Here is a 21,654-nt window from a genome sequence, read left to right on the forward strand (position 1 = left end):
GGTAGTTCAGTTGGTTAGAATGCCTGCCTGTCACGCAGGAGGTCGCGGGTTCGAGTCCCGTCCGGACCGCCATTTTTATAACTTGTAAACGAAAACGTATAGTTTCGTTTTTTTTTATGTCTTTTTCTTTCAATAAGTATCCTAGACGCAATGAAACTCCTTGTGTTTGGCTACACTAAATGTGATAAGAAAAGATCATGACTTCAACAAACAACGCCTGGTTTTTTTATACCAGGCTTTCTTTATATCGTTTTTAGTTGGAACCGAGGCTCATATTCGCTACACTAATACTAACTGTGTCTGACATCATGTTTGCTCAATCAGTTGATTGTATGAAGGGGCTGTCTTTTATGGATGAATTTGATCTTATTCGCCGAATTACACCAAAAGAAACGCATCAGCGTTCTTTGGTCATGGGCATCGGTGATGATGCTAGTGTTTATCAACCTCATTCACATTGTGAAGAGGTCGTTTGTGTTGATACAATGGTAGAGCATGTCCATTTTCGATTTGATTTTTCCACACCCTTTGAGGTTGGATTTAAAGCGCTGGCAGTGAATATCAGTGATATTGCAGCCATGGGAGGAACCCCTAAGTATTATCTTGTATCAATCGCGATCCCGCCTCATGGGGATGAAGCAATTGTTGCAGCTTTTTACGAGGGAATGAAAGCATTGGCTGACAGATATCATATGGATTTAATCGGTGGAGATACAGTAGCCACCCGCAGTGACTTTGTCATCACAGTAACGGTCATTGGTGAGATTCCAAAGGGATCAGCCTGTTACCGTCATAGTGCTCAGACAGGAGACGTTGTCTTTGTCACAGGTGAACTAGGTTCATCAGCTGCTGGGCTATCCCTTTTAATGAATGAAGTAAATGCTGCACATTCGATTGACACTGCTTTTTTTCTAGAGCGACACAAAATGCCGCAGCCGCATATTGCTGCTGGCCTTATTTGTTCAAGCTTCCCCCGGGTGACCTTGAATGATGTGAGTGATGGATTAGCGAGTGAGTTAAACGAAATAGCGGAAGCCAGTCGTGTGACGATTGAAATTGAAGCTGATCAGCTCCCAAAACATCCACATCTTCCGTTGTTACATAAAGAGTGGCTTGAATGGGTCTTGTTCGGTGGAGAGGATTTTGTCTTAACTGGTACGATCCCTGAAACGGATTGGAAGCGATTTGAGATGAAATGTAAAAAAGAACACATTCAGATCACGCGTATTGGACAAGTCAAAGATGATCGAGCGTCCAGTGTTATTTTAAAAGACCATGATCAACAAACAATTTTAATGAAAAAAGGATATAATCATTTTAAGAAATGAGGTGACTCCACCATGAAGTTAACGTGGACAACAAAAGGTGCGGATGAGACGAAACGAATTGCTGCTGCCTTGGCTACACTTGTGATGCCCGGCGATGTCTTAACATTAGAAGGAGACTTAGGCGCAGGTAAAACGACTTTTTCAAAAGGTTTTGCAGAAGGCTTAGGTATTACCCGTATCGTCAACAGCCCTACTTTTACAATTATTAAAGAATATACGGATGGCAGACTGCCACTTTATCATATGGATGTGTATCGTATGGAAGATGCGGAAGAAGATATTGGACTGGGCGAATATTTTGAGGGGGAAGGTGTATGTTTGGTTGAATGGGCACATCTCATTGAACCTCAATTGCCTTCATCGTATTTAAAAATTGAAATGCTGAGAACAGAACGTGAAGAAGAACGTCATCTCACGTTTTATGCAAAAGGGGAGCGCTATGAGGCCCTTTGTAAGGAGATGAAAGACATTGACCATACTGGCAATTGATACGTCAAACCATACACTCGGAATAGCTCTTGTCCGTGATGACACTGTGGTTGGGGAAAGTATTACGTACTTAAAGAAGAATCATTCAGTACGTGCAATGCCGACAGTTGAAGCACTGATGAAAGAATGCGGCGTAGCACCGAACGAATTAAGCAAAATTGTTTTAGCCAAAGGACCCGGCTCTTACACTGGCGTTAGAATCGGTGTGACCATTGCAAAAACACTTGCTTGGACGCTGTCTATCCCGATAGCTGCTGTTTCAAGTTTAGAAACGCTGGCGGCAAATGCTCGATATTTTGATGGAATGATTTCTCCTATATTTGATGCAAGAAGAGGACAAGTTTATACAGGGTTATATACATTTGAAGGTGGAAAGATAAAAGAAGTGAAACCAGATCAAAATATCCTGCTCACTGATTGGCTTCAAGAGCTAAAAAAAGAAGGGAACCCTGTTTTATTTCTTGGACATGATGTGCATCTTCATCAAGAGAATATACTCTCCATACTTGGAGAAACCGCCGTTTTAGCAGACGAGGCATTTCACAACCCAAGACCTTCAGTGCTCGCATTTTTGGGGGCAGACCGCCCTGCTGAAGATGTCCATCAGCTTGTTCCTAATTATATTCGTTTGGCAGAAGCGGAAGTGAAATGGCTTGAAGGACAAAAATAATCTCAACACAGTAGAGATGCGAAGAATGACAGTAGAGGACATCCCAGAGGTATATACGATTGAAGTGCATTCATTTACAGCGCCTTGGAAAAAAGAGTCGTTTGTCTATGAAATTCTCCATAACCAATACAGCCATTATTTCCTCATTGAAGAAGATGGTCAGCCTGTTGGGTATTGCGGCGTTTGGATTGTCATGGATGATGCACAAATTACGAATATTGCGATTCTCCCTGAGCACCGGGGAAAAGGATACGGGGAAGCGCTGCTTCGGTATGTCATGGAATTTTGCAAAGAAAAAAAGACAGATCATCTTTCACTAGAAGTGCGGGTATCAAATACGCCAGCACAATCCCTTTATGAAAAGCTAGGTTTTAAACCAGCTTCTATTCGAAAGAATTATTATACGGATAACGGGGAAGATGCATTAGTCATGTGGGTGAAGATAAATGAGTGAGAAAAAAGATCGATTCATATTAGGTATAGAAACAAGCTGTGACGAAACAGCTGCGTCCATTGTGAAAAATGGGAAAGAGATCGTAGCGAATGTTGTCGCCTCACAAATAGAAAGCCATAAACGATTTGGCGGCGTGGTACCAGAAATCGCTTCAAGGCATCATGTGGAACAAATGACGATCGTATTAGAAGAAGTCATGACGCAGGCCAATATGACCTTTCAGGATTTAGACGCCATTGCTGTGACAGAAGGACCGGGCTTGGTTGGTGCACTTTTAATAGGTGTTAATGCAGCCAAAGCACTGAGTTTCGCACATCAAATTCCGCTTGTAGGTGTTCATCATATTGCTGGACACATTTATGCGAACCAGCTCGTTGGTGAACTGGTGTTTCCTTGTTTAGCTCTAGTCGTCTCTGGTGGGCATACTGAGCTTGTTTTGATGAAAGAGCATGGGTCTTTTGAGGTCATTGGTGAAACGTTGGATGATGCGGCTGGAGAAGCGTATGACAAAGTAGCTCGGACAATGGGTCTGCCATATCCAGGGGGACCTCACATTGATCGATTGGCACATGAAGGGGAGCCAACGATTAAGCTTCCTCGAGCATGGCTTGAAGAAGGGTCCTATCATTTTAGCTTCAGCGGTTTAAAATCAGCGGTCATCAACACACTACACAATGCGTCTCAAAAGGGTGAAACCATTGCGCCAGAGGATTTGGCTGCAAGTTTCCAAGAAAGCGTGATTGAGGTGTTAGTCGGAAAGACATTAAAAGCGGCTGAAGCGTATGGTGTGAAACAAGTCGTTCTAGCTGGCGGGGTTGCTGCCAATAAAGGTCTTAGAGAAGCCCTTACTTCAGCATTTGCGAAGCTACCTGAAGTGAATGTCATGATTCCGCCATTGTCTCTTTGTACAGACAATGCAGCCATGATTGCTGCTGCGGGAACCATTGCATTTGAAAAGGGAATAAGAGGCGACATGGCAATGAACGGTCAACCTGGACTGCCGCTTGTCTCCTATGAATAAGAACTCCTGTTGATACAGGAGTTTCAGCGTGTAGACAAACCCTCGCATTCTTTGTCAGTCCTGCGTGCTGGTGCTCACGAATATCAAATTCGCTCCGCGCCAGTAATCGTCTTTCCTAGACTTCAAGGGCTTTCTATCACGCTGAAAAGAAGACAAAGGGCTAAAATCAAGTTCATTTTAGCCCTTTGTCAACAATTTGGAACTCCTGTGGATATACAGGATTTTTTTCTATTGAAATGAAAGCGATTTATTCACATGTAAACGTTATATATCCACAATTGTTAGAAAATTCGTTTTAAAATGAAGAGAATGTGTATAAATGTGATTTTTTATGTGGATATGTGATTAAAATACTGTGGATAAAGTGGATAACTTTAAAATATTTAAGAATAATCAAGATGTTATTGTGGGTATCATTGTGGATAAAGATTCTCACCTTAAAAAAAGAGCACCCGTTAGGGCACTCTTTATGCATCTGATAGATCTTCCCATTCCGCAAAAAGTGATTCCATCTCTTGATTGAGCGCATCATTTTCTGTTTGAATGGCTTGTACTTTCTCGTGATCTTGGAAAATAGCAGGATCACATAGAAGCTCTTCGTTTTCACCGAGCTTGTCTTCGATGACAGCGATACGCTCTTCAATTTCTTCAATTCGGCGCTGCTTTTGTCTTTCTTTCTTTTTGAGTTCTTTCTCTTCTGCATAGGAAAGTTTTGCTGTTTCGACTGGTTTTTCTGCTTGTTTTTTATGCGTCTCCTGAGTTTGGAGTGCTTCAAGCTCTAATTGTTCGTTTTTCTTTTCAAGATAGTAGTCGTAGTCACCGAGGTATTCTTTTGTTTCATTTGGTGACAACTCGAGAACTTTTGTTGCCAGGCGATTGATAAAGTAACGGTCATGTGAAACAAACAAGATGGTGCCTGGATAATCTATTAGTGCATTCTCTAATATTTCCTTACTGTCCAAATCAAGATGGTTCGTCGGCTCATCGAGAATGAGGAAATTGGCTTTTTGGAGCATCAGCTTTGCCAGTGCAAGTCGTGCTTTTTCTCCACCACTTAAAGCATGTACAGGCTTTAAGACGTCATCACCTGAAAAAAGGAAGTTTCCTAAACAAGTCCGAATGTCTTTTTCAGTCATATGGGGATAATCATCCCAAAGTTCATTTAACACTTTCTTGGAGGATGTCAGCTTGGCTTGTTCCTGATCATAGTAGCCAATCGTCACATGAGAACCAAAGCTGATCTCGCCTTTTACTGGTTTTAACGTATCCGTTAAGGTTTTTAAAAGAGTTGATTTCCCGATACCGTTAGGGCCGATGAGTGCCACGCTATCTTCACGTTTAATATGAAAAGATAGGGAGGAGAGGAGCGGCGTTTTTTCATCGTAACTAATATCGAGATCATGCACCTTCAGCACGTCATTTCCGCTTTGCCTCATAATATCGAAATGGAAGTTTGCGGATTTTTCATCTCCTAACGGCTTATCTAAACGATCCATTCGTTCCAGCTGTTTCCGTCTACTTTGAGCACGCTTTGTGGTGGAGGCTCTTGCTAAGTTGCGATCCACGAAATCTTGAAGCTTCGAAATTTCTTCTTGTTGTTTTTCATACAGCTTCATATCACGCTCTAGCTGCTCAGCTTTTTGGTCAAGATACTTACTATAGTTCCCTGCGAACTTTTTCATCGCTGTTCTTGACACTTCATATACATGGTTCACGACTTTGTCTAAGAAGTATCGGTCATGGGAAACGATGAGGATGGCTCCTGTATAATTTTGCAAATACTGCTCAAGCCATGATAAGGTATCAATATCTAGATGGTTGGTTGGCTCATCCAAAATCAAGAGTTCTGGTTTCATTAATAATAGCTTTCCAAGCGCTAGACGTGTTTTCTGACCGCCGCTTAAGGATTGGACGGTTGTATGGTCTTCAAAATGACTAAAGCCGAGTCCGTGTAAAATGGAGCGGACATCCGCTTCATATTGGTAGCCGCCTTGATCTTTAAATGCTTGCTGCAGCCTGTCATAGGTTTTCATTAGAGAATCTAATTCTGTTCCTGTGGAAGAAGCCATTTTCTCTTCTATGGTTCTCATCTCTTGTTCCATTTCTTTTAAATGATCGAAAACGGATAGTAGTTCGTCTTTTAGCGTACGTGTAGACGTCACATCTGTATGCTGTGCGAGATATCCAATGGATAGGTCTTTCGGTTTGATAATCTCACCTTGTTCGTAAGACATTTGACCGGCAATGATTTTTAAAAGCGTGGATTTTCCTGCACCGTTACGACCAACAATGGCAATACGATCCCTCGCTTTGACTTCCAATTTTATATTCGTTAAAACGGTATCAGCGCCAAACGATTTGGACAGCTGATTCACTTGTAGAATCATCATGTAACTTCACCTCTGCTATAATATGTTAAGTGTAGCTTATCAGCAGTAAACCGGCAAATCTTACATACGGCTGCCATGGTCAAATGAAAGACAGATAGGAAAAAATAGTGTATGATTTGAGTGAGGGAGCGTTGAAAGATGAGTCAATTTAGCCACTTTAACGAACAAGGAAGAGCAAAGATGGTCGACATTAGTGACAAATCGTCTACAGTGAGAACTGCCGTTGCTGTTTCAAGCGTTCGTATGATAAAAGAAGTATTTCATCAAATACAAAAGCATGACATTGGAAAAGGGGATGTACTATCTGTCGCACAGGTAGCTGGCATTATGGCAGCAAAGCAAACGTCCAGCATCATTCCAATGTGTCATCCGCTTGCATTAAAAGGTGTCGATATCTCCTTTGATTGGGAGGAAGACGGAAATGCGTACATTCTGAACATACAAGTACAGGTGAAAACAAAAGGAAGTACGGGTGTGGAGATGGAAGCGCTCACTTCTGCCTCAGTATGTGCACTGACCGTTTATGACATGTGCAAAGCAATAGACAAAGGGATGATCATCGGCCCGACCTATCTAGTAGAAAAAACAGGCGGGAAAAACGGTGATTTTCACAGAGCATCTGATATTTAAGTTGGAGGATCTTATATGAATATAGACCAGTCAAAAATTCCACAAGCGACAGCCAAACGTTTGCCGCTTTACTACCGTTTTTTAAAAAATCTGCATGCATCAGGAAAACAAAGGGTGTCATCGGCAGAGCTTAGTGATGCAGTCAAAGTGGATTCTGCCACCATTCGCCGAGATTTTTCTTACTTTGGTGCACTTGGGAAGAAAGGGTATGGCTATAATGTCGATTACCTCTTGACCTTCTTTAGAAAGACCCTTGACCAAGATGAAATGACGAATGTCATGCTCATCGGTGTCGGGAATTTAGGGACTGCTTTTTTACACTATAATTTCATTAAAAATAATAATACAAAAATTTCAATGGCTTTTGACGTCAATGAGAGTAAAATAGGAAGTGAGATAGGCGGCGTGCCTGTCTATGATTTGGATAAGCTTGAAGAGCATGTGCAAGAGGTAGGAGATATTCCTGTTGCGATTTTGACAGTGCCTGCCGTAGCAGCTCAATCCATTACAGATCGTTTGATTGCCCTTGGCATCAAAGGAATCCTTAACTTTACGCCGGCTCGATTGAATGTGCCGGAACACATTCGAATTCATCATATAGATTTGGCGGTTGAACTTCAGTCTCTTGTGTATTTCTTAAAGCATTACTCTGTTACACAGGAGGACTGACGAAAAGGGGTAAAGGGGGTGGAGCAAATGGGTCCGATTGGTCCTGGAAGTTTGGTTCTGATTGCGATTGTTGCGCTCATTATTTTTGGGCCGAAAAAGCTTCCTCAATTAGGAAGAGCAGCAGGAGATACATTACGTGAATTTAAAAATGCCACAAAAGGTTTAGCTGATGATCAGGAAGAAAATAAGAAAAAAGAAGATCAGTAGAATAGGATGAGCTTCATGAATGTCAAAGATATGCCGCTTATGGAGCACATTGTGGAACTGCGAAAACGTTTAGTGATCATTGCGATGTTTTTTGTTGCCTTTATGGTGGCAGGTTTTTTTCTCGCTAAGCCGGTCATTGTGTATTTACAAAATACCGATGAAGCGGCCACACTGACATTGAACGCATTTAAGCTCACAGATCCACTGTACGTGTTTATGCAGTTCGCTTTTGTCATTGCTCTTGTTTTGACGTGTCCCGTAATTTTATATCAGCTTTGGGCGTTTGTGAGTCCTGGCTTATATGAAAAAGAACGAAAGGTGACACTTGCTTATATTCCGATTGCACTGCTTTTATTTTTGAGCGGTGTGGCTTTCTCTTATTTTATTTTGTTTCCATTTGTCGTCGATTTTATGATACGGATGTCAAATGATTTACATGTGGAGCAAGTGATTGGGATTCATGAGTATTTTACATTTCTGATGCAGTTAACACTTCCATTTGGCTTTTTGTTTCAGATGCCTGTCGTGTTGATGTTTCTCACAAGACTTGGCATCATCACACCGATGTTTTTATCAAAAATCCGGAAGTATGCCTATTTTGTCCTCCTTGTCATTGCCGCACTGATTACACCGCCAGAGATCGTTTCTCACCTCATGGTTACCTTGCCAATGCTCGTTTTGTATGAAGTGAGTATTGTCATTTCAAGAGTGACCTATCGCAAAATGCAGCAAACAGAGACAGAGGAGAAAGAAAATGATGTTGTCTCATAAAAAAGCATCGTGATCCTAATAGGGGTCACGATGCTTTTTCTATTGTGAAAGAAATTGATTGATTGCTTGAAAGAGATGCTCATAATAGGCAGGTTCATGCGGGACAAAATCATGTACATGGACCTCTCTCTTTTCCTCACGTCGCTTGCCGTCTGCATCCACTTCAAAGCCCTCGATATTCATTTTTTCACATTCTCTATTTAAAAGCTGCTGTGCATCCATCAGCCTTGCTCTATAAAGTCCAGCAACTTCTTCTTTCTGTAGATGGACATCCATGTGCTCTTTTTGATCCATATAAAGATACACATGGCAAAACTCACGATCGGTAAACGAAGGCAGATGGATTTCATCTTTAATGACACCAGCAAAGGTAAGGTTCTCAAACGAGATGGAGAGACCAAGCTCTTCTTCGACTTCTCTGATGCCATCAGAAGGCTGTTCATCTGCGAGAAGGTGGCCTGCTGCTGTGATATCAAATAGAGAAGGGAAATCCTTTTTGGTGGGACTCCTCAGCTGAAAATAGAGAAACACTGTGTCATCTTCCTTTTTTAAAAGCCAGAAATGAAAGGTCTCATGCCAAAGGCCCTCAGCATGGATATCAGATCGAGCGGCTGTACCAATCGTTTCATGCTGATTGTTCATGATGTTCAGTTTTTCGTGTTCCATGAAAACATGACCTCCATAAAAAAACCATTTTCCAAACGGCGGAAAATGGTTTTTTGTTTATTTTTGCTGCTGTTTTTTCATTTTGACAGAAAAAGCAAACATTTTTAACGCGATATTAATATTATAGGCCGCAAACACCATCAGCAAAATGCTGTAAAATGACCACATGTCACCTGGATTTTGAATGGCCATATAGGTGAACGCCACACCTACGGCAAAATAAATAATGCCCCATACGACAGGGTTTCTCATGAGAAAAAGCCTCCAATAATCATTTGCATTGTTTGAGATTGTTCTTCAATCATTTTTCTTACTGGCTCAATCTGCACAAGAATGACGAGCGAGTTCATCAGCATGTGTGCGCCGATTGGCACAATGATTCGTTTTGTTTTCGCATATAAAAAGGCAAAGGTAAAGCCCATTGCGGTATAGAGCAAGATATGTGGGAAATCATTGTGTACAGCAGCAAAAACCACTGAACTGACAAGTGCGCCAATGAAAAAATTCGTTTTTTCATAAACCACACCAAAAATGATTTTTCGGAAAATGATTTCTTCTAATATCGGTCCAATCAGAGCGATGACGATGACAAGCCATGGAACTGCATCCATAATGGCTAAAATGTTTTGAGTATTTTCGGATTCTCGGCTAATGCCAAATGCATATTGTTCAATCGCCCCCGCAATGGATTGTGCAAAGAGGGAAAGAAAGAAACCGCCAATGATCCAAGCGATTGCCGCGCCGACTGATGCCGGTGCTTCATTTCGGAGTGAAGCTTTTGGTACAGTCCGAAGGATGAGCAGAATAATGATTAGTCCAATACAGAAGCTGATGATTGTCCAGGTTCCTGACAATTCAGAGAGCTCTGCTTGTGTCATCGGTGTCTGAATGTAACCTAACCACTTCATGATGAACACATACGGAAACGCAGAAACCTGCACCAATATATACGTTAAGATGATGTACCAATATTGTTTTTTCAAGTAACGAAAACCCCTTTACTAAAAGAACTAGATTTATTGTAACACAAGTCTTCTTTTTCGTTGAAAAGGAAAGAATCGGTGATAAAAAAAGATCATGAAAGCGTAAAAATTTTTAAAGGTTTTTACTTGAAATTACAGAAGACATTCTTTATTATAATAAATGTGTTAGCACTCACTAGTGATGAGTGCTAAAAAAGACTACATATAATAATTGAGGAGGTTGTTTCTTATGTTAAAGCCATTAGGCGATCGCGTAATCATTGAACTCGTTGAATCTGAGGAAAAAACCGCTAGCGGTATTGTCTTACCGGATTCTGCAAAAGAAAAACCGCAAGAAGGTAAAATTGTTGCAGCAGGTTCAGGTCGTGTACTTGAAAGTGGTGAGCGCGTTGCGTTAGAAGTAAACACAGGCGACCGCATTATCTTCTCAAAATATGCAGGTACTGAAGTGAAATATGAAGGAAAAGAATATTTAATCCTTCGTGAAAGCGACATTTTAGCTGTTATTGGTTAATCACATAAACAAAGATTGAGATATATTTCTAAAAAGACTGAGGAGGTTTCGTTATTATGGCAAAAGATATTAAGTTCAGTGAAGAAGCACGTCGTGCGATGTTACGTGGTGTAGATGCACTTGCAGATGCTGTAAAAGTAACTTTAGGACCTAAAGGACGTAACGTGGTTCTTGAGAAAAAATTCGGTTCTCCACTTATCACAAATGATGGTGTAACGATTGCAAAAGAAATCGAGTTAGAAGATGCATTTGAAAACATGGGTGCAAAACTTGTGGCAGAAGTTGCAAGCAAAACAAACGATGTAGCTGGTGACGGTACTACGACTGCAACGGTTCTAGCTCAAGCGATGATCCGTGAAGGTCTTAAAAACGTAACAGCTGGTGCAAACCCTGTTGGTGTTCGTAAAGGAATCGAAGAAGCAGTGAAAGTAGCACTTGAAGGCTTGCATGAGATTTCTAAACCAATCGAAGGTAAAGAATCAATTGCTCAAGTTGCGTCTATTTCTGCAGCAGATGAAGAAGTCGGCAGCCTCATTGCTGAAGCGATGGAGCGTGTAGGAAACGACGGTGTCATCACAATTGAAGAATCTAAAGGTTTCACAACTGAGCTTGAAGTGGTTGAAGGAATGCAGTTTGACCGTGGATACGCTTCACCATACATGGTAACTGATTCTGATAAGATGGAAGCGGTTCTTGAAAATCCTTACATCTTAATCACTGATAAAAAGATCACAAACATTCAAGAAATCCTTCCTGTACTTGAGCAAGTCGTACAACAAGGAAAACCATTATTGATCATTGCTGAAGATGTAGAAGGCGAAGCACTTGCAACACTTGTTGTGAACAAACTTCGTGGAACATTCAACGCAGTGGCAGTAAAAGCACCTGGATTCGGTGACCGTCGTAAAGCAATGCTTGAAGACATCTCTGTTCTAACTGGCGGAGAATTAATCACAGAAGACCTAGGACTTGACCTGAAATCAACTGAAATTGGTCAGCTTGGCCGTGCGTCTAAAGTGGTTGTGACAAAAGAAAACACAACGATCGTAGAAGGATCAGGAGATTCTGCTCAAATCGCAGCACGTGTGAACCAAATTCGTGCACAAGTAGAAGAAACAACTTCTGAATTCGATAAAGAAAAATTACAAGAACGTCTTGCAAAACTAGCTGGCGGCGTTGCTGTCATCAAAGTTGGTGCTGCAACTGAAACAGAACTAAAAGAACGTAAACTACGCATTGAGGATGCACTGAACTCAACTCGTGCAGCAGTTGAAGAAGGTATCGTATCCGGTGGTGGTACAGCACTTGTGAATGTATACAACAAAGTCGCTTCCATCGAAGCTGATGGTGACGTTCAAACAGGTGTGAACATCGTTCTACGTTCTCTTGAAGAGCCAATTCGTCAAATCGCTCACAACGCAGGTCTTGAAGGATCAGTCATCGTTGAGCGCTTGAAAAACGAAGAAATTGGCGTAGGCTTTAACGCAGCAACAAACGAATGGGTAAACATGATCGAAAAAGGAATCGTTGACCCAACAAAAGTCACTCGCTCTGCACTTCAAAACGCAGCTTCTGTAGCAGCTATGCTTCTTACAACTGAAGCAGTCGTAGCAGACAAACCAGAAGAAGGCGGCTCAGGCGGCGGAATGCCGGATATGGGCGGCATGGGCGGAATGGGTGGCATGATGTAAACACCCCCGAAAACCCCTTGAAATATAGGGGTTTTTGTTTTGTCTATTTTTTGGTTAAGAGCGTTAAATGAATTGAAACTTTCACCGCTTTACATCCGTTAACTAAAGAGACAGTGATTTTTTGGTTTTATCTAACATAAAGAGATGATTTTCAAAAGAAAAGCGGTGATCATATGGGCTTTACGACTTGGGTGGCGATTATTGTTGCACTGGCTGTCGTGTTTGGATTGTTTGGATCGAAGAGGCGTGATAAATAAGAGGTTGAACCCACTTCCAGAGAGGAAGTGGGCTTTTTATTGCATATACAATATTCATGAGCTATACTAATTTTTAAAATTTATGTAAATACAATAAAAAAGAGGCGTGATAAATGAGAGAAATTTTGCGGGAGATTGGCGTGATTGCTCGGGCGCTTGATTCCATTAGTAATATTGAATTTAAAGAGTATGATTTAACGAAGGGGCAGTATTTGTATCTTGTGCGTATTTGTGAGGAGCCTGGCATCATTCAGGAAAAACTAGCGGAGATGATCAAGGTAGACCGAACAACGGCGGCCCGGGCTATTCAAAAATTAGAGCTGCATGGTTTTATTGAGAAAAAAGATGACACAGTGAATAGGAAAATCAAGAAGCTGTTTCCAACTGAGAAAGGAAAAGCCGTCTATCCAATGATCAAACGAGAACATGATCATTCAAATCGGGTAGCGCTGGATGGATTTTCTGAAGAGGAAGCGGAACAGATTTATGAGTATCTTCTAAGGGTGCGAAAGAATATCGAAAAAGATTGGGAAGATGTGAAAAAAGGCAAAAAGAGAAGCTACTAATTAAATAAGGGGGGAAGGGAACATGCATGTACCATCATTTTTTCAAGTGAAAGATATGGAGAAAATCAAATCATTGATTCAATCTCATTCATTTGCTACAGTTGTGACGACAACGAATGAAAAGCCCATTGCGACACATATTCCAGTGAGTTTTCATCAAATTGGCGATTCGTATGTGATCTCAGGGCATATGGCGATTGGAAATCCTCAGTGGAAAACGTTTGAAGAAAATGAGAAGGTGCTCGTCATTTTTCAAGGGCCGCATGCCTACATATCCTCTTCATGGTATGAGAAAGAAGCCGTACCGACGTGGAATTATCAAGCTGTACATGTATATGGAAAGGCCGCACTGCTCGAAAAATCAGAACTGGTCAAGGAATTAACAGCGATGCTGGAGACATATGAAAGTCATAGAGATCAGCCAGTGTTATGGGATACGTTGTCTGATGAACTGTTAGAGAAACAAATGAAAGGGATTGTGGGCTTCAAAATCATCATTAATGAAGTTCAAGCTGCTTTTAAGTTAAGCCAAAATCGCCATGAAAGAGATTATGCTCGCATTATTGAACAGCTGGAAGCAGAGGGTGAGGTGGAAATGGCGGCTGCGATGAAAAAGAGAGAAGAGAATATATGAAAAAAGCACTCTGAAGAAAAAGAGTGCTTTTGTTGTTATCCTTTTATGTTCAAATATTCTTCGATGGTTTTGCCGCTCTTTTTCACTTTTTTCGCATTGGTTGATCCGAGGTATCTGAGGTGCCATGGTTCATATTGATAGCCTGTCACTTTTTCTTTACCTTTCGGATAGCGGATGATAAAACCAAATTCATGGGCATGTTTGGTCAGCCATTTCGCTTCTTTTGTATTGGCAAAAGAATCTTCAGCCCAATGTTTTGAATTGGCACCGCCTATATCAAAAGCAAGGCCGGTTTGATGTTCGGAATAGCCTGGTCTTGCGCTAAATCGATCTGCTTGTTTTTTGCCATGAGAGGCGACGTAATTGTTGTACAAGACACGCTGACGGTCGTATGAACGGAAGGTGCTAAAAGCGGTGAGTCGGATGTTTGCTTTTTTTGCTTTTGCTGTCATAGCATTTACAGCTTTTCTCGCTTGTTTGTTTTCTCCTGGATTGTATGAAGATGGGAGTCTATGTTTCTTATTCACAACCAATATCCCTTTTACATACGTACCTGGCGTTTTAGTGGAAGGAGCAGCATATGAAGCTGGTGAGCTTTTGCCTGCTTTTTTGATATATTGAAAGCTGACGTAACCCGTCTTTCCTTTATATTTTGTTTGAATCCATGAACCATTCTTTTTAAGATAAGGAATCCTTTTCCCTTTTGGAATGGTCAATATCACTGAATATTTTGTTCCAGGTCCCTTGCGAAGATGAACATTCGCTGTTGTCACGTATTTCGGTGCGGCTGCTTTTGCGACTGGTGTCACATGAGTCATGTGTAAAAAGGGCAGCTGGACAGGAAAAATTCCAAGCCCAAGAACGAGAACCACACTGACAATAATTCCTTTGATCCACGGGTGTTTCATCTTCATTTCTCTCATCCCTTTCAATCTACTAACATACATATATTGAGATAGATTGAAATAAAGTGCAATGGTTTTTTTATGCCAATTGAGATTGAATCATATTATAGGTTCTTTTTTTGTTTAAAATTACATAAAAAAATCCACTATTTCCATAAAAAATCAGGTGAATTCCTTATAATAAAAGTATCTGAGAACGGGGAGTGAGTCGAGATGGACCAAAACGTGCTGCAAATGGATCAAGACAGATCAGAGAATGAATTCGCGGTTCTTAATATATCTTCTAAAGAGATTGGTGCTCTATCAAAGGGAGCAGCGGAGCAGATTTTACAAACGGGAGATACGGACCGTATTCATCAGCTGATGTACGTTCCGATTGAAAAGAAAGAAGATTTGAATTGGCTGATCCAATGTGTTGGGGAGGCGCTAAAGAATGAAGTTGGTGATGACGTTGCACTAGAAGTAGCTGATTTGCTCTATTTCTTTGTCATTCCGTATTATGGGAAGTATATGTTGAAAGATCGTCATTTGTATGAGGATATCGATCATTTGCTGGTACGATTAGCATCTAGAGCTCACTCGGATATTGACACGCTGATTGATATCATAAGAGAAGATTTAAATGAAAATATACAATAAAAGAAGCTTGTAGAGCGACCCTCTACAAGCTTTTTTATATCAACTTTATTCAGCAGGAACTGTTTTGACAGGCTCTTTTCTAAACACACCCATGCATCCTGCGATGATGATTAATACAGCTGGAAGGATAAAGAACACAAAAATAGAAATAATACCGCCTACAGCAGAAACTAATAATAAAATGCCACCAAGCTTTGCTTTTTTCTTCACGATAACAGATGCCACAATCGCAAGAATAGAGAAAAGCATCGCTGACCAGCCTAATCCTGTGAATTGACTCGTACCTGATTCATTAAATGCGGCATCTAGTCCTCCAAAAGCAAGTGCAAACATTGCACCGAAAAATCCCAAAATACCTCCAATTAAGCCTAAAACAAATTCTGTCGTTCTTTTCATGATACTTTCCTCCGATATGTAAATAAGAATTATTGGTACTTAAGAACCAACACAATCTTACTCATCGGCATTCTTTTCACAATATTAATAGTTTTGTTAAAAAAAACAAGAAAATCCATAAAGGATTTTCTTGTCCAATTACTGGGCTCTCTCCCAGGTAATCTTTGTTTCGTTTGTTGTTTTCTTTCCTTTTGCCAGTACTTTTCCGTTTTCCTGTTTCACGGTAATGTTTAGGTCATAAAAGGAGTAGAGGGCGCCGAGGCTGTCATTTTCCGGTTTATGCAGGTTGTTTTCCTTTTCAGTGGATGCACCAATAGCTAGTGTTTTGGCAAAGTTCAAACCAATGACTTCAGCGTAATCACTATTGGTCTCAGATGAAGCCGTCACGTTTAAAGAAATGACTTTTTTCTTTTGATCAACGGTGATCGCTGTGTCTTTTACGAGCTTAGACTGCTCCATGACCTCTTTCGTTTCATTTTGAATGCGTTCATTAATCGTTGGAAGTGCCGTAGATTCTGTTTTTTCTTCTTTTGCCGTATTTGAGCAAGCTGCTAGGATAGAGAAGGTTGCAACAAGACTCATGAAAACAAGTAGACTTTTTCTCACGTTCTTTCTCCTTTGTTCTTCAAAGTATGTATGCTTATGTTACCACGAATTGATGTTTTGATTAAAAGAGAAGTGTTGATAAGCTGTGAACAATCAAAAGCACCCAAAGTTGGGTGCTCCAGCGTGTAGACAAACCCTCGCATTCGGTGTCAGGCCTGCGCGCCGGTGCTCACGAATGTCAAATTCGCTCCGCGCCGGTGCTCGCCCTTCCTAGACTGCAAAGGTTTTCTTGCACGCTGAAAAGAAGACAAAGAGCTAAAATAAAATCATTTTAGCTCTTTGTCAGCAATTTTGAAGCACCCAAAGTTGGGTGCTCGTGTTTTATTGTGCTGAAAGGGTTGTACTAAGTGGGATAGACGAAATGACCGTGAATTTTGGAGTCGGAGCACCTGATTCTAGATTTTTGCGTAAAAGGGATGATTTGATGGTGCTGTCCCATTTTTTATAGACACTTCCAGATGTATTTGCACGAAGCTGTACATTAGAGAAACTTGCTTGCGAGTAGCTGTTTGTTCCATTATCTTGTACGCCATGTACCATTTTGACGACATCGAGGTCTTTCAGACGACTAGGATTGAAAACAGGCTGTTTATAACGCAGTTTTCCGTTGACGTATAGTGACACTGTGCCATCACCGTTGTTGATGAGCTTTAAGTTGACACGTGCACCATCTTTAATACTTGAATCGTATTCACTGTTCCAATATTGACTGCCGCCTTGGGAGCCGCTGCCTAAAAAGACCTTATAGCCAGAAGATGTTTTTGAAATTCCGCTTTCAACAACGGCAGAACCGAGACCAAGATACCAGTCGGCATAGCCATTTTTAATGGTGGCTGTTTTTGGCAGCACAATATCAGCCGAGATACCTGACCATTTGGCTTCATCCGTTTGTGTCACGATGGCGCCGTGACGAGGACCAGCCGCAGAGGCGGGAATACTTGAAAGCATCAAAACGAAGGTCAAACTTACACTCAAAACGATGAACCACTTTTTCATGAAAATTCCTCCTTATCTTTGATTCATTTCTATTATATAAAACGAAAGGGGAGGTCTACTTACGATGTTCTGGCTGTTTTTGGTGAAATTTATGAACAAAATCGGTCATTAAGTGGTCAACTTGTATTCGAATTGTAATGTGACTGTAAAATAACTGGGTGCATCTTCATGTATAATAGGGTCAGAAACCAAATACGGAGGATTTTTTAATGAATAAAAAGCTTATCGCGACAATCGTAACAGTAGCTAGTTTATTTTTAGCGTTTAGTTTCTCACATGGAGCAAGTGCAAAAAAAGTAAGCGGCAATATTACTTGGTATAATGGTGTCGGTAAAAAAGGCGCAGATGGAAAAAAACTCGGTCATTGGGATGCAGCAACAAAAATGGGATTTGACGTACCGAAAAAAGGTACAAAACTAAGAGTGACAACAAAAGCGAAACCACATAAAGTGATTACAGTATATAAATATGATGTAGGTAGAATGCCAAACGCAGTATTAGACGTAAGTCCGAAAGCATTCAAAGCACTTGGGTATAAAACGAGTAAAGGTGTCGTCAAAGGGCATTACACTTATTAATACATAGGCATGCAAAGAAGCGGGAAAAGTTCATTTTCTGGCTTCTTTTCTTGTGGAGAGGGTCTGAAAATTAATGAAAAAATCAACATGGTGGATCGTCACAGTGATTGTAGTCGCAGCAATTGCGGCCGTCATCTTCTTCATGATGAAGCCGGGGCAAGAGGCAAAACAGGCAGGAAAAGTGAAAACAAATCAAGATGCAAAAGACGAATTGCTTGTTTCATTTACGGATCAAAAGTTAAACAATACTTATTACTTGCATGACAAGGCGCTTCATACAGAGAAACTGACAGCATATCCTTCAATTGCTTATGATCAGGCAAAACAGCTTTTATACTACACGTATACAGATGAAGACACACAAAAAGTAAGTATACGGGAATTGAATGTGAAAACGGATAAAGAAAAAACGCTCTTTACGAGTGACGATTCAATCGACAGTATGAGACTTTCTGGTGACGGAAAACAGTTATATTTAAGGTATAACAAGGATTCAGGTGAGCAATTTTATGTAGCGTCTTTTGATTTGAAAACACAGAAAGTGAAAGTGTTATATCCAGAAAAAAGTGATGATGATACGGTGAGTTCTTTTGCTTATGATCCAGCATCAAATCTGTTGGCCATTCAGCATTATTCGTTAAAAGAGGATTATAAAAAGACGGATGAGGCAAATGAAAAAGGAATGGATCCTGAACCAACGACCATGAAGATTACCCTACAAACAGGTGAGAAGGGAAAGCGAATTGCACGTATTTCTCAAACCATCAATGATATTTCTTTTTCACCAGATCATAAAAAACTCATTTATACAGAAGTGAAGGTTCGAAATGAAAAAGAAGTATCATCTATTAAGGTGATGGATGTAGATACAGGAAAAACAAAGACACTTGTTAAAAACAGCCAAGATGTGCGTATTTTAAGTGCTGCCCAGCCGCAATTTTCTGCGGATGGTACATCTGTTTATTTCTTAGGTGTTGCAAAGAACGCAAAGGAATTAAAGGATGACACAGGACGAAAGGCGAAGGTCAGAACCATTTTTGAATATGATATTAAGAAGAAAACAGTAGAAACCGCTTGGGAGAAAGAAGGCGGGATTGTTAACAATTTCACTGTCAATCGGTAAAAGGTGCGCGTTCAGTTAATTTATATAACTGGACGTTTTTTTATTTTGTCATGGGATGTGTCGGTGAAAAATGCGGATTTGTGAAATGAACATCACTTTTTAAGCAAGGAAATGAGTGGTATTTTGATATTTTGCTACTGTGACAGAATCAGCGTAAGAGAGTAAAGTAAGTGGAAATAAAAAAACGAGAGGACAGAAGACTTCTCGTTTTCTCTTATTTATTGTTTTCATCTAGTAAGTTTTGAAAAATAAACAAGGCATTAATGGAATGAGGGAATCCTGCAACCTTTGTACAGTGTTTAATGATCTCCATAATCTCTATAACAGAGAGCCCGATATGTAATGCTTGTACAAAATGAGCTTTTAACTCTTCATCACAATCACCTTTTGCAATGAGAGCCGATAATGTGCTGATGGCCTTCTGTTTTTCATCTAATATGAAGTGATTGAATTCTTTTTGTTCACCGAGTTCAATTGTTAGTTGTTCAATGTTTGATCGAATGCTCTCGTTTTCATGAATTGAAAGCTTCTCCCTGTTACCTGCCACTGTTTCTTGCTTGAACTGGCAAGTCTCTTTTTCTTCATTCAAATTGAACTCCTCCGTTTTTTATGACGATTTTCTATTTGTTCGTGCTTGGTTTCTTAAGTGCCTTTTGATAGAGGTAATGGGTATATAGTAGTATTATCGGTTTACTTCGTCAACTTTTTAAGTGTGGAATGTTCAAAAAAATGCCATTCATGCGATACATTGTTCGTTTTTTCTCATGGAGATTGAAAAGAAAATAGAGGGCTAATATATAGAAGCTGTTAGCCCTTTTCATATTACGCAATTAAGAGAGAGGAGGTTTCATATTTACTAAATGATATCCATCGGCCGCATCATGTCATAATCCTCGTGTTCTAAAATGTGACAATGCCACACATATCGTCCGCTATATGGGACAAACCGAGCGATGATGCGAATGACTTCACCGGCATGCGCCTGAATTGTATCCTTGTAGCCTTGTTCATGCAAAGGAGGCGCCTCATTTGGTCCTGTGTACACGATTTCACCTGTTGATTGATAGATGTCTGTATCGAATGGTCTTCTATCAATCACTCGAAATTGAACAAGATGTAAATGAATAGGGTGTGTACCTCTTGTTGGATTGACGATGTTCCACACCTCTACACTGCCAAGTCGAGGATTTTCCGTAACAGGATCATTCCAAAACTGGTTATCTAGTAATAAAATAGGGCGCCCATATTTATCTTGTGTGCCAGTAAGGGTCAGCGTTCGCTCGTTATCAGCTCGGCTCGGCCGGAGCGGTGGCAGTGGTTTGAAGATCGGACGTAATGTTTTAGCTGCTCTTCCTTTGAGCGGACGAGTGACTTTAAATTGCATAATGTTCGCATCTGTTTCTGGATTGACATCCTGACCGCAGCCTGCCGTATTTTTTAAAACAATCGTTTTGTTTTCGTAAGCTGAGAAGTCGATGATGACATCAAAACGTTCAGCAGGTGCAATGCTAAAAGATTGGTGATGAACAGGTCTTGGCAAAAAGCCGCCATCAGATCCAATTTGTAAGATTGTGGCGTCGTTATCTAGATGAAGCTCGTAAGTTCTTGTATTGGACGCGTTTAAGATACGAAAACGATATTTTCGAGGCTCTACTTCTAAATATGGCCATACTTTTCCATTGACTAAAATCGTTTCCCCGCAAAAAAATGGCACGATAGAGGGATCTGGAAGGTCACTATCTTCTGGTGTGTTATTTGGTCTACTTGGATAAAATAGTGCGCCATCCTCCTGGAATGTCCGGTCCATGATCATTAAAGGGATATCATATTCATCTTTCGGTAATTCGAGTGATTTTTCAAACGCATCTGAGATCAAATAAAAGCCAGCTAATCCGGCGTATACATTTAATCGTGTTAATGCCATGGCATGATCGTGATACCACAATGTGCATGCTTGCTGGTGATTAGGGTATTCGTAAACCTCTCGTTCAAAGAAGGGGCCGGTCGCTTCAAAGTCTCGCGAAAACCAAGCCTCTGGATAACCATCGCTGCTTGCAGGTGTCACGCCCCCATGCAGGTGAACGACTGTTTTGACTTCGGGTTCATCATGGTGTCCAGCGTGAATGGTATGATCGACAGGCAGGAAGTGTTTCAGCGGCAATTTGTTCATCCATTTCACTTTGACCTTTTCATTTCGATTCGCTTTAATGGTTGGACCAGGCAAACTGCCATTATAGGTCCATAACTTGGTTGGGGGCAGATCTCTATGAACTTTTAGGAACACCTCCTCCATAGCGATTTCATAATACGTTTGTCTTGGGTTTTTTTTGACGGGCTCTGCGACTTCTGGAATTGGCAGCTCGTCAACAAACTTTTCTAGGTTCATGTTGACTAATCCTCACTTAAAATCAATTTGATACATTATAAGTGCGGACATCCAAATAGGTGAATAAAATAAAAAAACCCGCTTT

The 21,654-nt window shown here is 40.7% G+C and carries 26 protein-coding genes and 1 tRNA gene; 17 read left to right on the forward strand and 10 right to left on the reverse strand.

The genetic code is table 11. The features are described 5' to 3' along the window. The first annotated feature begins 1 nt into the window (after position 1). The 6 genes from FXF70_RS14620 (at position 2) to tsaD (ending at position 3,962) form a co-directional block, all read left to right on the forward strand. Positions 2-72: transfer RNA gene (locus FXF70_RS14620), tRNA-Asp, on the forward strand. Between the two features lie 278 nt (positions 73-350). Further along, positions 351-1,328, forward strand: a complete 978-nt coding sequence (gene thiL / locus FXF70_RS14625; RefSeq protein WP_148780503.1) for a thiamine-phosphate kinase — start codon at positions 351-353, stop codon at positions 1,326-1,328. Positions 1,329-1,340: 12 nt separating this feature from the next. Beyond that, on the forward strand, positions 1,341-1,817 hold the full coding sequence (gene tsaE, locus FXF70_RS14630; RefSeq protein WP_007496038.1) for a tRNA (adenosine(37)-N6)-threonylcarbamoyltransferase complex ATPase subunit type 1 TsaE: 477 nt from the start codon (positions 1,341-1,343) through the stop codon (positions 1,815-1,817). Further along, positions 1,798-2,487: a tRNA (adenosine(37)-N6)-threonylcarbamoyltransferase complex dimerization subunit type 1 TsaB gene (gene tsaB, locus FXF70_RS14635; RefSeq protein WP_148780505.1), complete on the forward strand. Its 690-nt coding sequence runs from the start codon at positions 1,798-1,800 to the stop codon at positions 2,485-2,487. Before tsaE ends, tsaB begins: the two co-directional genes overlap by 20 nt. 25 nt (positions 2,488-2,512) lie before the next feature. Further along, complete coding sequence (rimI, locus tag FXF70_RS14640; RefSeq protein ID WP_008344382.1) at positions 2,513-2,941, forward strand: ribosomal protein S18-alanine N-acetyltransferase; 429 nt, start codon at positions 2,513-2,515, stop codon at positions 2,939-2,941. Further along, a complete protein-coding gene (gene tsaD, locus FXF70_RS14645; RefSeq protein ID WP_017359857.1) occupies positions 2,934-3,962 on the forward strand; it encodes a tRNA (adenosine(37)-N6)-threonylcarbamoyltransferase complex transferase subunit TsaD in 1,029 nt (342 codons plus the stop codon). Before rimI ends, tsaD begins: the two co-directional genes overlap by 8 nt. A 467-nt stretch (positions 3,963-4,429) precedes the next feature. Here the strand turns inward: tsaD and FXF70_RS14655 are convergent, their stop codons facing one another. Next, complete coding sequence (locus tag FXF70_RS14655) at positions 4,430-6,352, reverse strand: ABC-F family ATP-binding cassette domain-containing protein (RefSeq protein WP_057078387.1); 1,923 nt, start codon at positions 6,350-6,352, stop codon at positions 4,430-4,432. A 138-nt stretch (positions 6,353-6,490) separates the two neighbouring features. On the opposite strand from FXF70_RS14655, the gene moaC reads away from it, so the two are divergent. Genes moaC through tatC form a run of 4 tightly spaced genes read left to right on the forward strand, consistent with a single transcriptional unit; the run spans position 6,491 to position 8,629 of the window. Next, positions 6,491-6,982, forward strand: a complete 492-nt coding sequence (gene moaC, locus FXF70_RS14660) for a cyclic pyranopterin monophosphate synthase MoaC (RefSeq protein WP_026050052.1) — start codon at positions 6,491-6,493, stop codon at positions 6,980-6,982. Positions 6,983-6,997: 15 nt separating this feature from the next. Next, on the forward strand, positions 6,998-7,651 hold the full coding sequence (locus tag FXF70_RS14665; RefSeq protein WP_008355687.1) for a redox-sensing transcriptional repressor Rex: 654 nt from the start codon (positions 6,998-7,000) through the stop codon (positions 7,649-7,651). 27 nt (positions 7,652-7,678) lie between these two features. Next, positions 7,679-7,858, forward strand: coding sequence for a twin-arginine translocase TatA/TatE family subunit (locus FXF70_RS14670; RefSeq protein ID WP_012009077.1), 180 nt, complete (start codon positions 7,679-7,681; stop codon positions 7,856-7,858). Positions 7,859-7,864: 6 nt separating this feature from the next. Continuing rightward, positions 7,865-8,629, forward strand: coding sequence for a twin-arginine translocase subunit TatC (tatC, locus tag FXF70_RS14675; protein ID WP_007496023.1), 765 nt, complete (start codon positions 7,865-7,867; stop codon positions 8,627-8,629). A gap of 39 nt (positions 8,630-8,668) precedes the next feature. Here tatC and FXF70_RS14680 read toward each other — a convergent pair whose 3' ends face one another. Genes FXF70_RS14680 through FXF70_RS14690 form a run of 3 tightly spaced genes read right to left on the reverse strand, consistent with a single transcriptional unit; the run spans position 8,669 to position 10,278 of the window. Then, positions 8,669-9,295: an NUDIX hydrolase gene (locus tag FXF70_RS14680; protein ID WP_148780507.1), complete on the reverse strand. Its 627-nt coding sequence runs from the start codon at positions 9,293-9,295 to the stop codon at positions 8,669-8,671. A 57-nt stretch (positions 9,296-9,352) separates the two neighbouring features. Next, positions 9,353-9,547, reverse strand: a complete 195-nt coding sequence (locus FXF70_RS14685; RefSeq protein ID WP_017366710.1) for a YdiK family protein — start codon at positions 9,545-9,547, stop codon at positions 9,353-9,355. After that, positions 9,544-10,278, reverse strand: coding sequence for a CPBP family intramembrane glutamic endopeptidase (locus FXF70_RS14690; RefSeq protein ID WP_148780509.1), 735 nt, complete (start codon positions 10,276-10,278; stop codon positions 9,544-9,546). Before FXF70_RS14690 ends, FXF70_RS14685 begins: the two co-directional genes overlap by 4 nt. A 229-nt stretch (positions 10,279-10,507) precedes the next feature. On the opposite strand from FXF70_RS14690, the gene groES reads away from it, so the two are divergent. The 4 genes from groES (at position 10,508) to FXF70_RS14710 (ending at position 13,940) form a co-directional block, all read left to right on the forward strand. Then, positions 10,508-10,792 carry a co-chaperone GroES gene (groES, locus tag FXF70_RS14695; protein WP_003214120.1) on the forward strand — a complete coding sequence of 95 codons (285 nt, stop codon included), beginning with the start codon at positions 10,508-10,510 and terminating at the stop codon, positions 10,790-10,792. A gap of 56 nt (positions 10,793-10,848) precedes the next feature. Further along, positions 10,849-12,483: a chaperonin GroEL gene (gene groL, locus FXF70_RS14700; protein WP_007496015.1), complete on the forward strand. Its 1,635-nt coding sequence runs from the start codon at positions 10,849-10,851 to the stop codon at positions 12,481-12,483. 370 nt (positions 12,484-12,853) lie between these two features. Next, on the forward strand, positions 12,854-13,306 hold the full coding sequence (locus FXF70_RS14705; RefSeq protein ID WP_008344363.1) for a MarR family winged helix-turn-helix transcriptional regulator: 453 nt from the start codon (positions 12,854-12,856) through the stop codon (positions 13,304-13,306). A gap of 22 nt (positions 13,307-13,328) precedes the next feature. Further along, positions 13,329-13,940, forward strand: a complete 612-nt coding sequence (locus FXF70_RS14710; protein ID WP_148780511.1) for an FMN-binding negative transcriptional regulator — start codon at positions 13,329-13,331, stop codon at positions 13,938-13,940. A gap of 35 nt (positions 13,941-13,975) precedes the next feature. Here the strand turns inward: FXF70_RS14710 and FXF70_RS14715 are convergent, their stop codons facing one another. After that, positions 13,976-14,854, reverse strand: coding sequence for a D-alanyl-D-alanine carboxypeptidase family protein (locus FXF70_RS14715; protein WP_148780513.1), 879 nt, complete (start codon positions 14,852-14,854; stop codon positions 13,976-13,978). 204 nt (positions 14,855-15,058) lie between these two features. On the opposite strand from FXF70_RS14715, the gene FXF70_RS14720 reads away from it, so the two are divergent. Continuing rightward, positions 15,059-15,484, forward strand: a complete 426-nt coding sequence (locus FXF70_RS14720) for a hypothetical protein (RefSeq protein WP_039170032.1) — start codon at positions 15,059-15,061, stop codon at positions 15,482-15,484. A 45-nt stretch (positions 15,485-15,529) separates the two neighbouring features. On the opposite strand, the gene FXF70_RS14725 is transcribed toward FXF70_RS14720, so the two are convergent. From FXF70_RS14725 to FXF70_RS14735, 3 genes are all read right to left on the reverse strand, one after another. After that, positions 15,530-15,880: a DUF4064 domain-containing protein gene (locus FXF70_RS14725; protein WP_017366717.1), complete on the reverse strand. Its 351-nt coding sequence runs from the start codon at positions 15,878-15,880 to the stop codon at positions 15,530-15,532. Between the two features lie 138 nt (positions 15,881-16,018). Beyond that, entirely contained in the window at positions 16,019-16,486 is a 468-nt protein-coding gene (locus FXF70_RS14730; protein ID WP_017366718.1) for a hypothetical protein, read from the reverse strand. A gap of 321 nt (positions 16,487-16,807) precedes the next feature. Next, positions 16,808-17,482, reverse strand: coding sequence for a hypothetical protein (locus FXF70_RS14735; protein ID WP_035703504.1), 675 nt, complete (start codon positions 17,480-17,482; stop codon positions 16,808-16,810). Positions 17,483-17,691: 209 nt separating this feature from the next. On the opposite strand from FXF70_RS14735, the gene FXF70_RS14740 reads away from it, so the two are divergent. Then, the gene (locus tag FXF70_RS14740) at positions 17,692-18,060 is read left to right on the forward strand and encodes an RlpA-like double-psi beta-barrel domain-containing protein (protein ID WP_003213878.1); all 369 of its coding nucleotides are present in this window, start codon (positions 17,692-17,694) and stop codon (positions 18,058-18,060) included. A gap of 73 nt (positions 18,061-18,133) precedes the next feature. Beyond that, positions 18,134-19,183: a hypothetical protein gene (locus tag FXF70_RS14745; RefSeq protein WP_148780515.1), complete on the forward strand. Its 1,050-nt coding sequence runs from the start codon at positions 18,134-18,136 to the stop codon at positions 19,181-19,183. 214 nt (positions 19,184-19,397) lie between these two features. Here FXF70_RS14745 and FXF70_RS14750 read toward each other — a convergent pair whose 3' ends face one another. Next, positions 19,398-19,772, reverse strand: a complete 375-nt coding sequence (locus tag FXF70_RS14750; protein WP_057078383.1) for a carboxymuconolactone decarboxylase family protein — start codon at positions 19,770-19,772, stop codon at positions 19,398-19,400. A 267-nt stretch (positions 19,773-20,039) separates the two neighbouring features. After that, on the reverse strand, positions 20,040-21,569 hold the full coding sequence (locus FXF70_RS14755) for a multicopper oxidase family protein (protein ID WP_017359847.1): 1,530 nt from the start codon (positions 21,567-21,569) through the stop codon (positions 20,040-20,042). Positions 21,570-21,654: the final 85 nt, after the last annotated feature.

The organism is Bacillus sp. Y3 (assembly GCF_008123875.1).
GTDB lineage: Bacteria > Bacillota > Bacilli > Bacillales > Bacillaceae > Bacillus > Bacillus altitudinis.

Excerpts from the sequence above, each read along its gene's own strand:
- thiL (WP_148780503.1), top strand. The coding sequence starts at position 351 with ATGGATGAATTTGATCTTATTCGCCGAATTACACCAAAAGAAACGCAT.
- tsaE (WP_007496038.1), top strand. The coding sequence starts at position 1,341 with ATGAAGTTAACGTGGACAACAAAAGGTGCGGATGAGACGAAACGAATT.
- rimI (WP_008344382.1), top strand. The coding sequence starts at position 2,513 with ATGACAGTAGAGGACATCCCAGAGGTATATACGATTGAAGTGCATTCA.
- tsaD (WP_017359857.1), top strand. The coding sequence starts at position 2,934 with ATGAGTGAGAAAAAAGATCGATTCATATTAGGTATAGAAACAAGCTGT.
- FXF70_RS14655 (WP_057078387.1), bottom strand. The coding sequence starts at position 6,352 with ATGATGATTCTACAAGTGAATCAGCTGTCCAAATCGTTTGGCGCTGAT.
- moaC (WP_026050052.1), top strand. The coding sequence starts at position 6,491 with ATGAGTCAATTTAGCCACTTTAACGAACAAGGAAGAGCAAAGATGGTC.
- FXF70_RS14665 (WP_008355687.1), top strand. The coding sequence starts at position 6,998 with ATGAATATAGACCAGTCAAAAATTCCACAAGCGACAGCCAAACGTTTG.
- FXF70_RS14670 (WP_012009077.1), top strand. The coding sequence starts at position 7,679 with ATGGGTCCGATTGGTCCTGGAAGTTTGGTTCTGATTGCGATTGTTGCG.
- tatC (WP_007496023.1), top strand. The coding sequence starts at position 7,865 with ATGAGCTTCATGAATGTCAAAGATATGCCGCTTATGGAGCACATTGTG.
- FXF70_RS14680 (WP_148780507.1), bottom strand. The coding sequence starts at position 9,295 with ATGGAACACGAAAAACTGAACATCATGAACAATCAGCATGAAACGATT.
- FXF70_RS14685 (WP_017366710.1), bottom strand. The coding sequence starts at position 9,547 with ATGAGAAACCCTGTCGTATGGGGCATTATTTATTTTGCCGTAGGTGTG.
- groES (WP_003214120.1), top strand. The coding sequence starts at position 10,508 with ATGTTAAAGCCATTAGGCGATCGCGTAATCATTGAACTCGTTGAATCT.
- groL (WP_007496015.1), top strand. The coding sequence starts at position 10,849 with ATGGCAAAAGATATTAAGTTCAGTGAAGAAGCACGTCGTGCGATGTTA.
- FXF70_RS14705 (WP_008344363.1), top strand. The coding sequence starts at position 12,854 with ATGAGAGAAATTTTGCGGGAGATTGGCGTGATTGCTCGGGCGCTTGAT.
- FXF70_RS14710 (WP_148780511.1), top strand. The coding sequence starts at position 13,329 with ATGCATGTACCATCATTTTTTCAAGTGAAAGATATGGAGAAAATCAAA.
- FXF70_RS14715 (WP_148780513.1), bottom strand. The coding sequence starts at position 14,854 with ATGAAGATGAAACACCCGTGGATCAAAGGAATTATTGTCAGTGTGGTT.
- FXF70_RS14720 (WP_039170032.1), top strand. The coding sequence starts at position 15,059 with ATGGACCAAAACGTGCTGCAAATGGATCAAGACAGATCAGAGAATGAA.
- FXF70_RS14725 (WP_017366717.1), bottom strand. The coding sequence starts at position 15,880 with ATGAAAAGAACGACAGAATTTGTTTTAGGCTTAATTGGAGGTATTTTG.
- FXF70_RS14735 (WP_035703504.1), bottom strand. The coding sequence starts at position 17,482 with ATGAAAAAGTGGTTCATCGTTTTGAGTGTAAGTTTGACCTTCGTTTTG.
- FXF70_RS14740 (WP_003213878.1), top strand. The coding sequence starts at position 17,692 with ATGAATAAAAAGCTTATCGCGACAATCGTAACAGTAGCTAGTTTATTT.
- FXF70_RS14745 (WP_148780515.1), top strand. The coding sequence starts at position 18,134 with ATGAAAAAATCAACATGGTGGATCGTCACAGTGATTGTAGTCGCAGCA.
- FXF70_RS14755 (WP_017359847.1), bottom strand. The coding sequence starts at position 21,569 with ATGAACCTAGAAAAGTTTGTTGACGAGCTGCCAATTCCAGAAGTCGCA.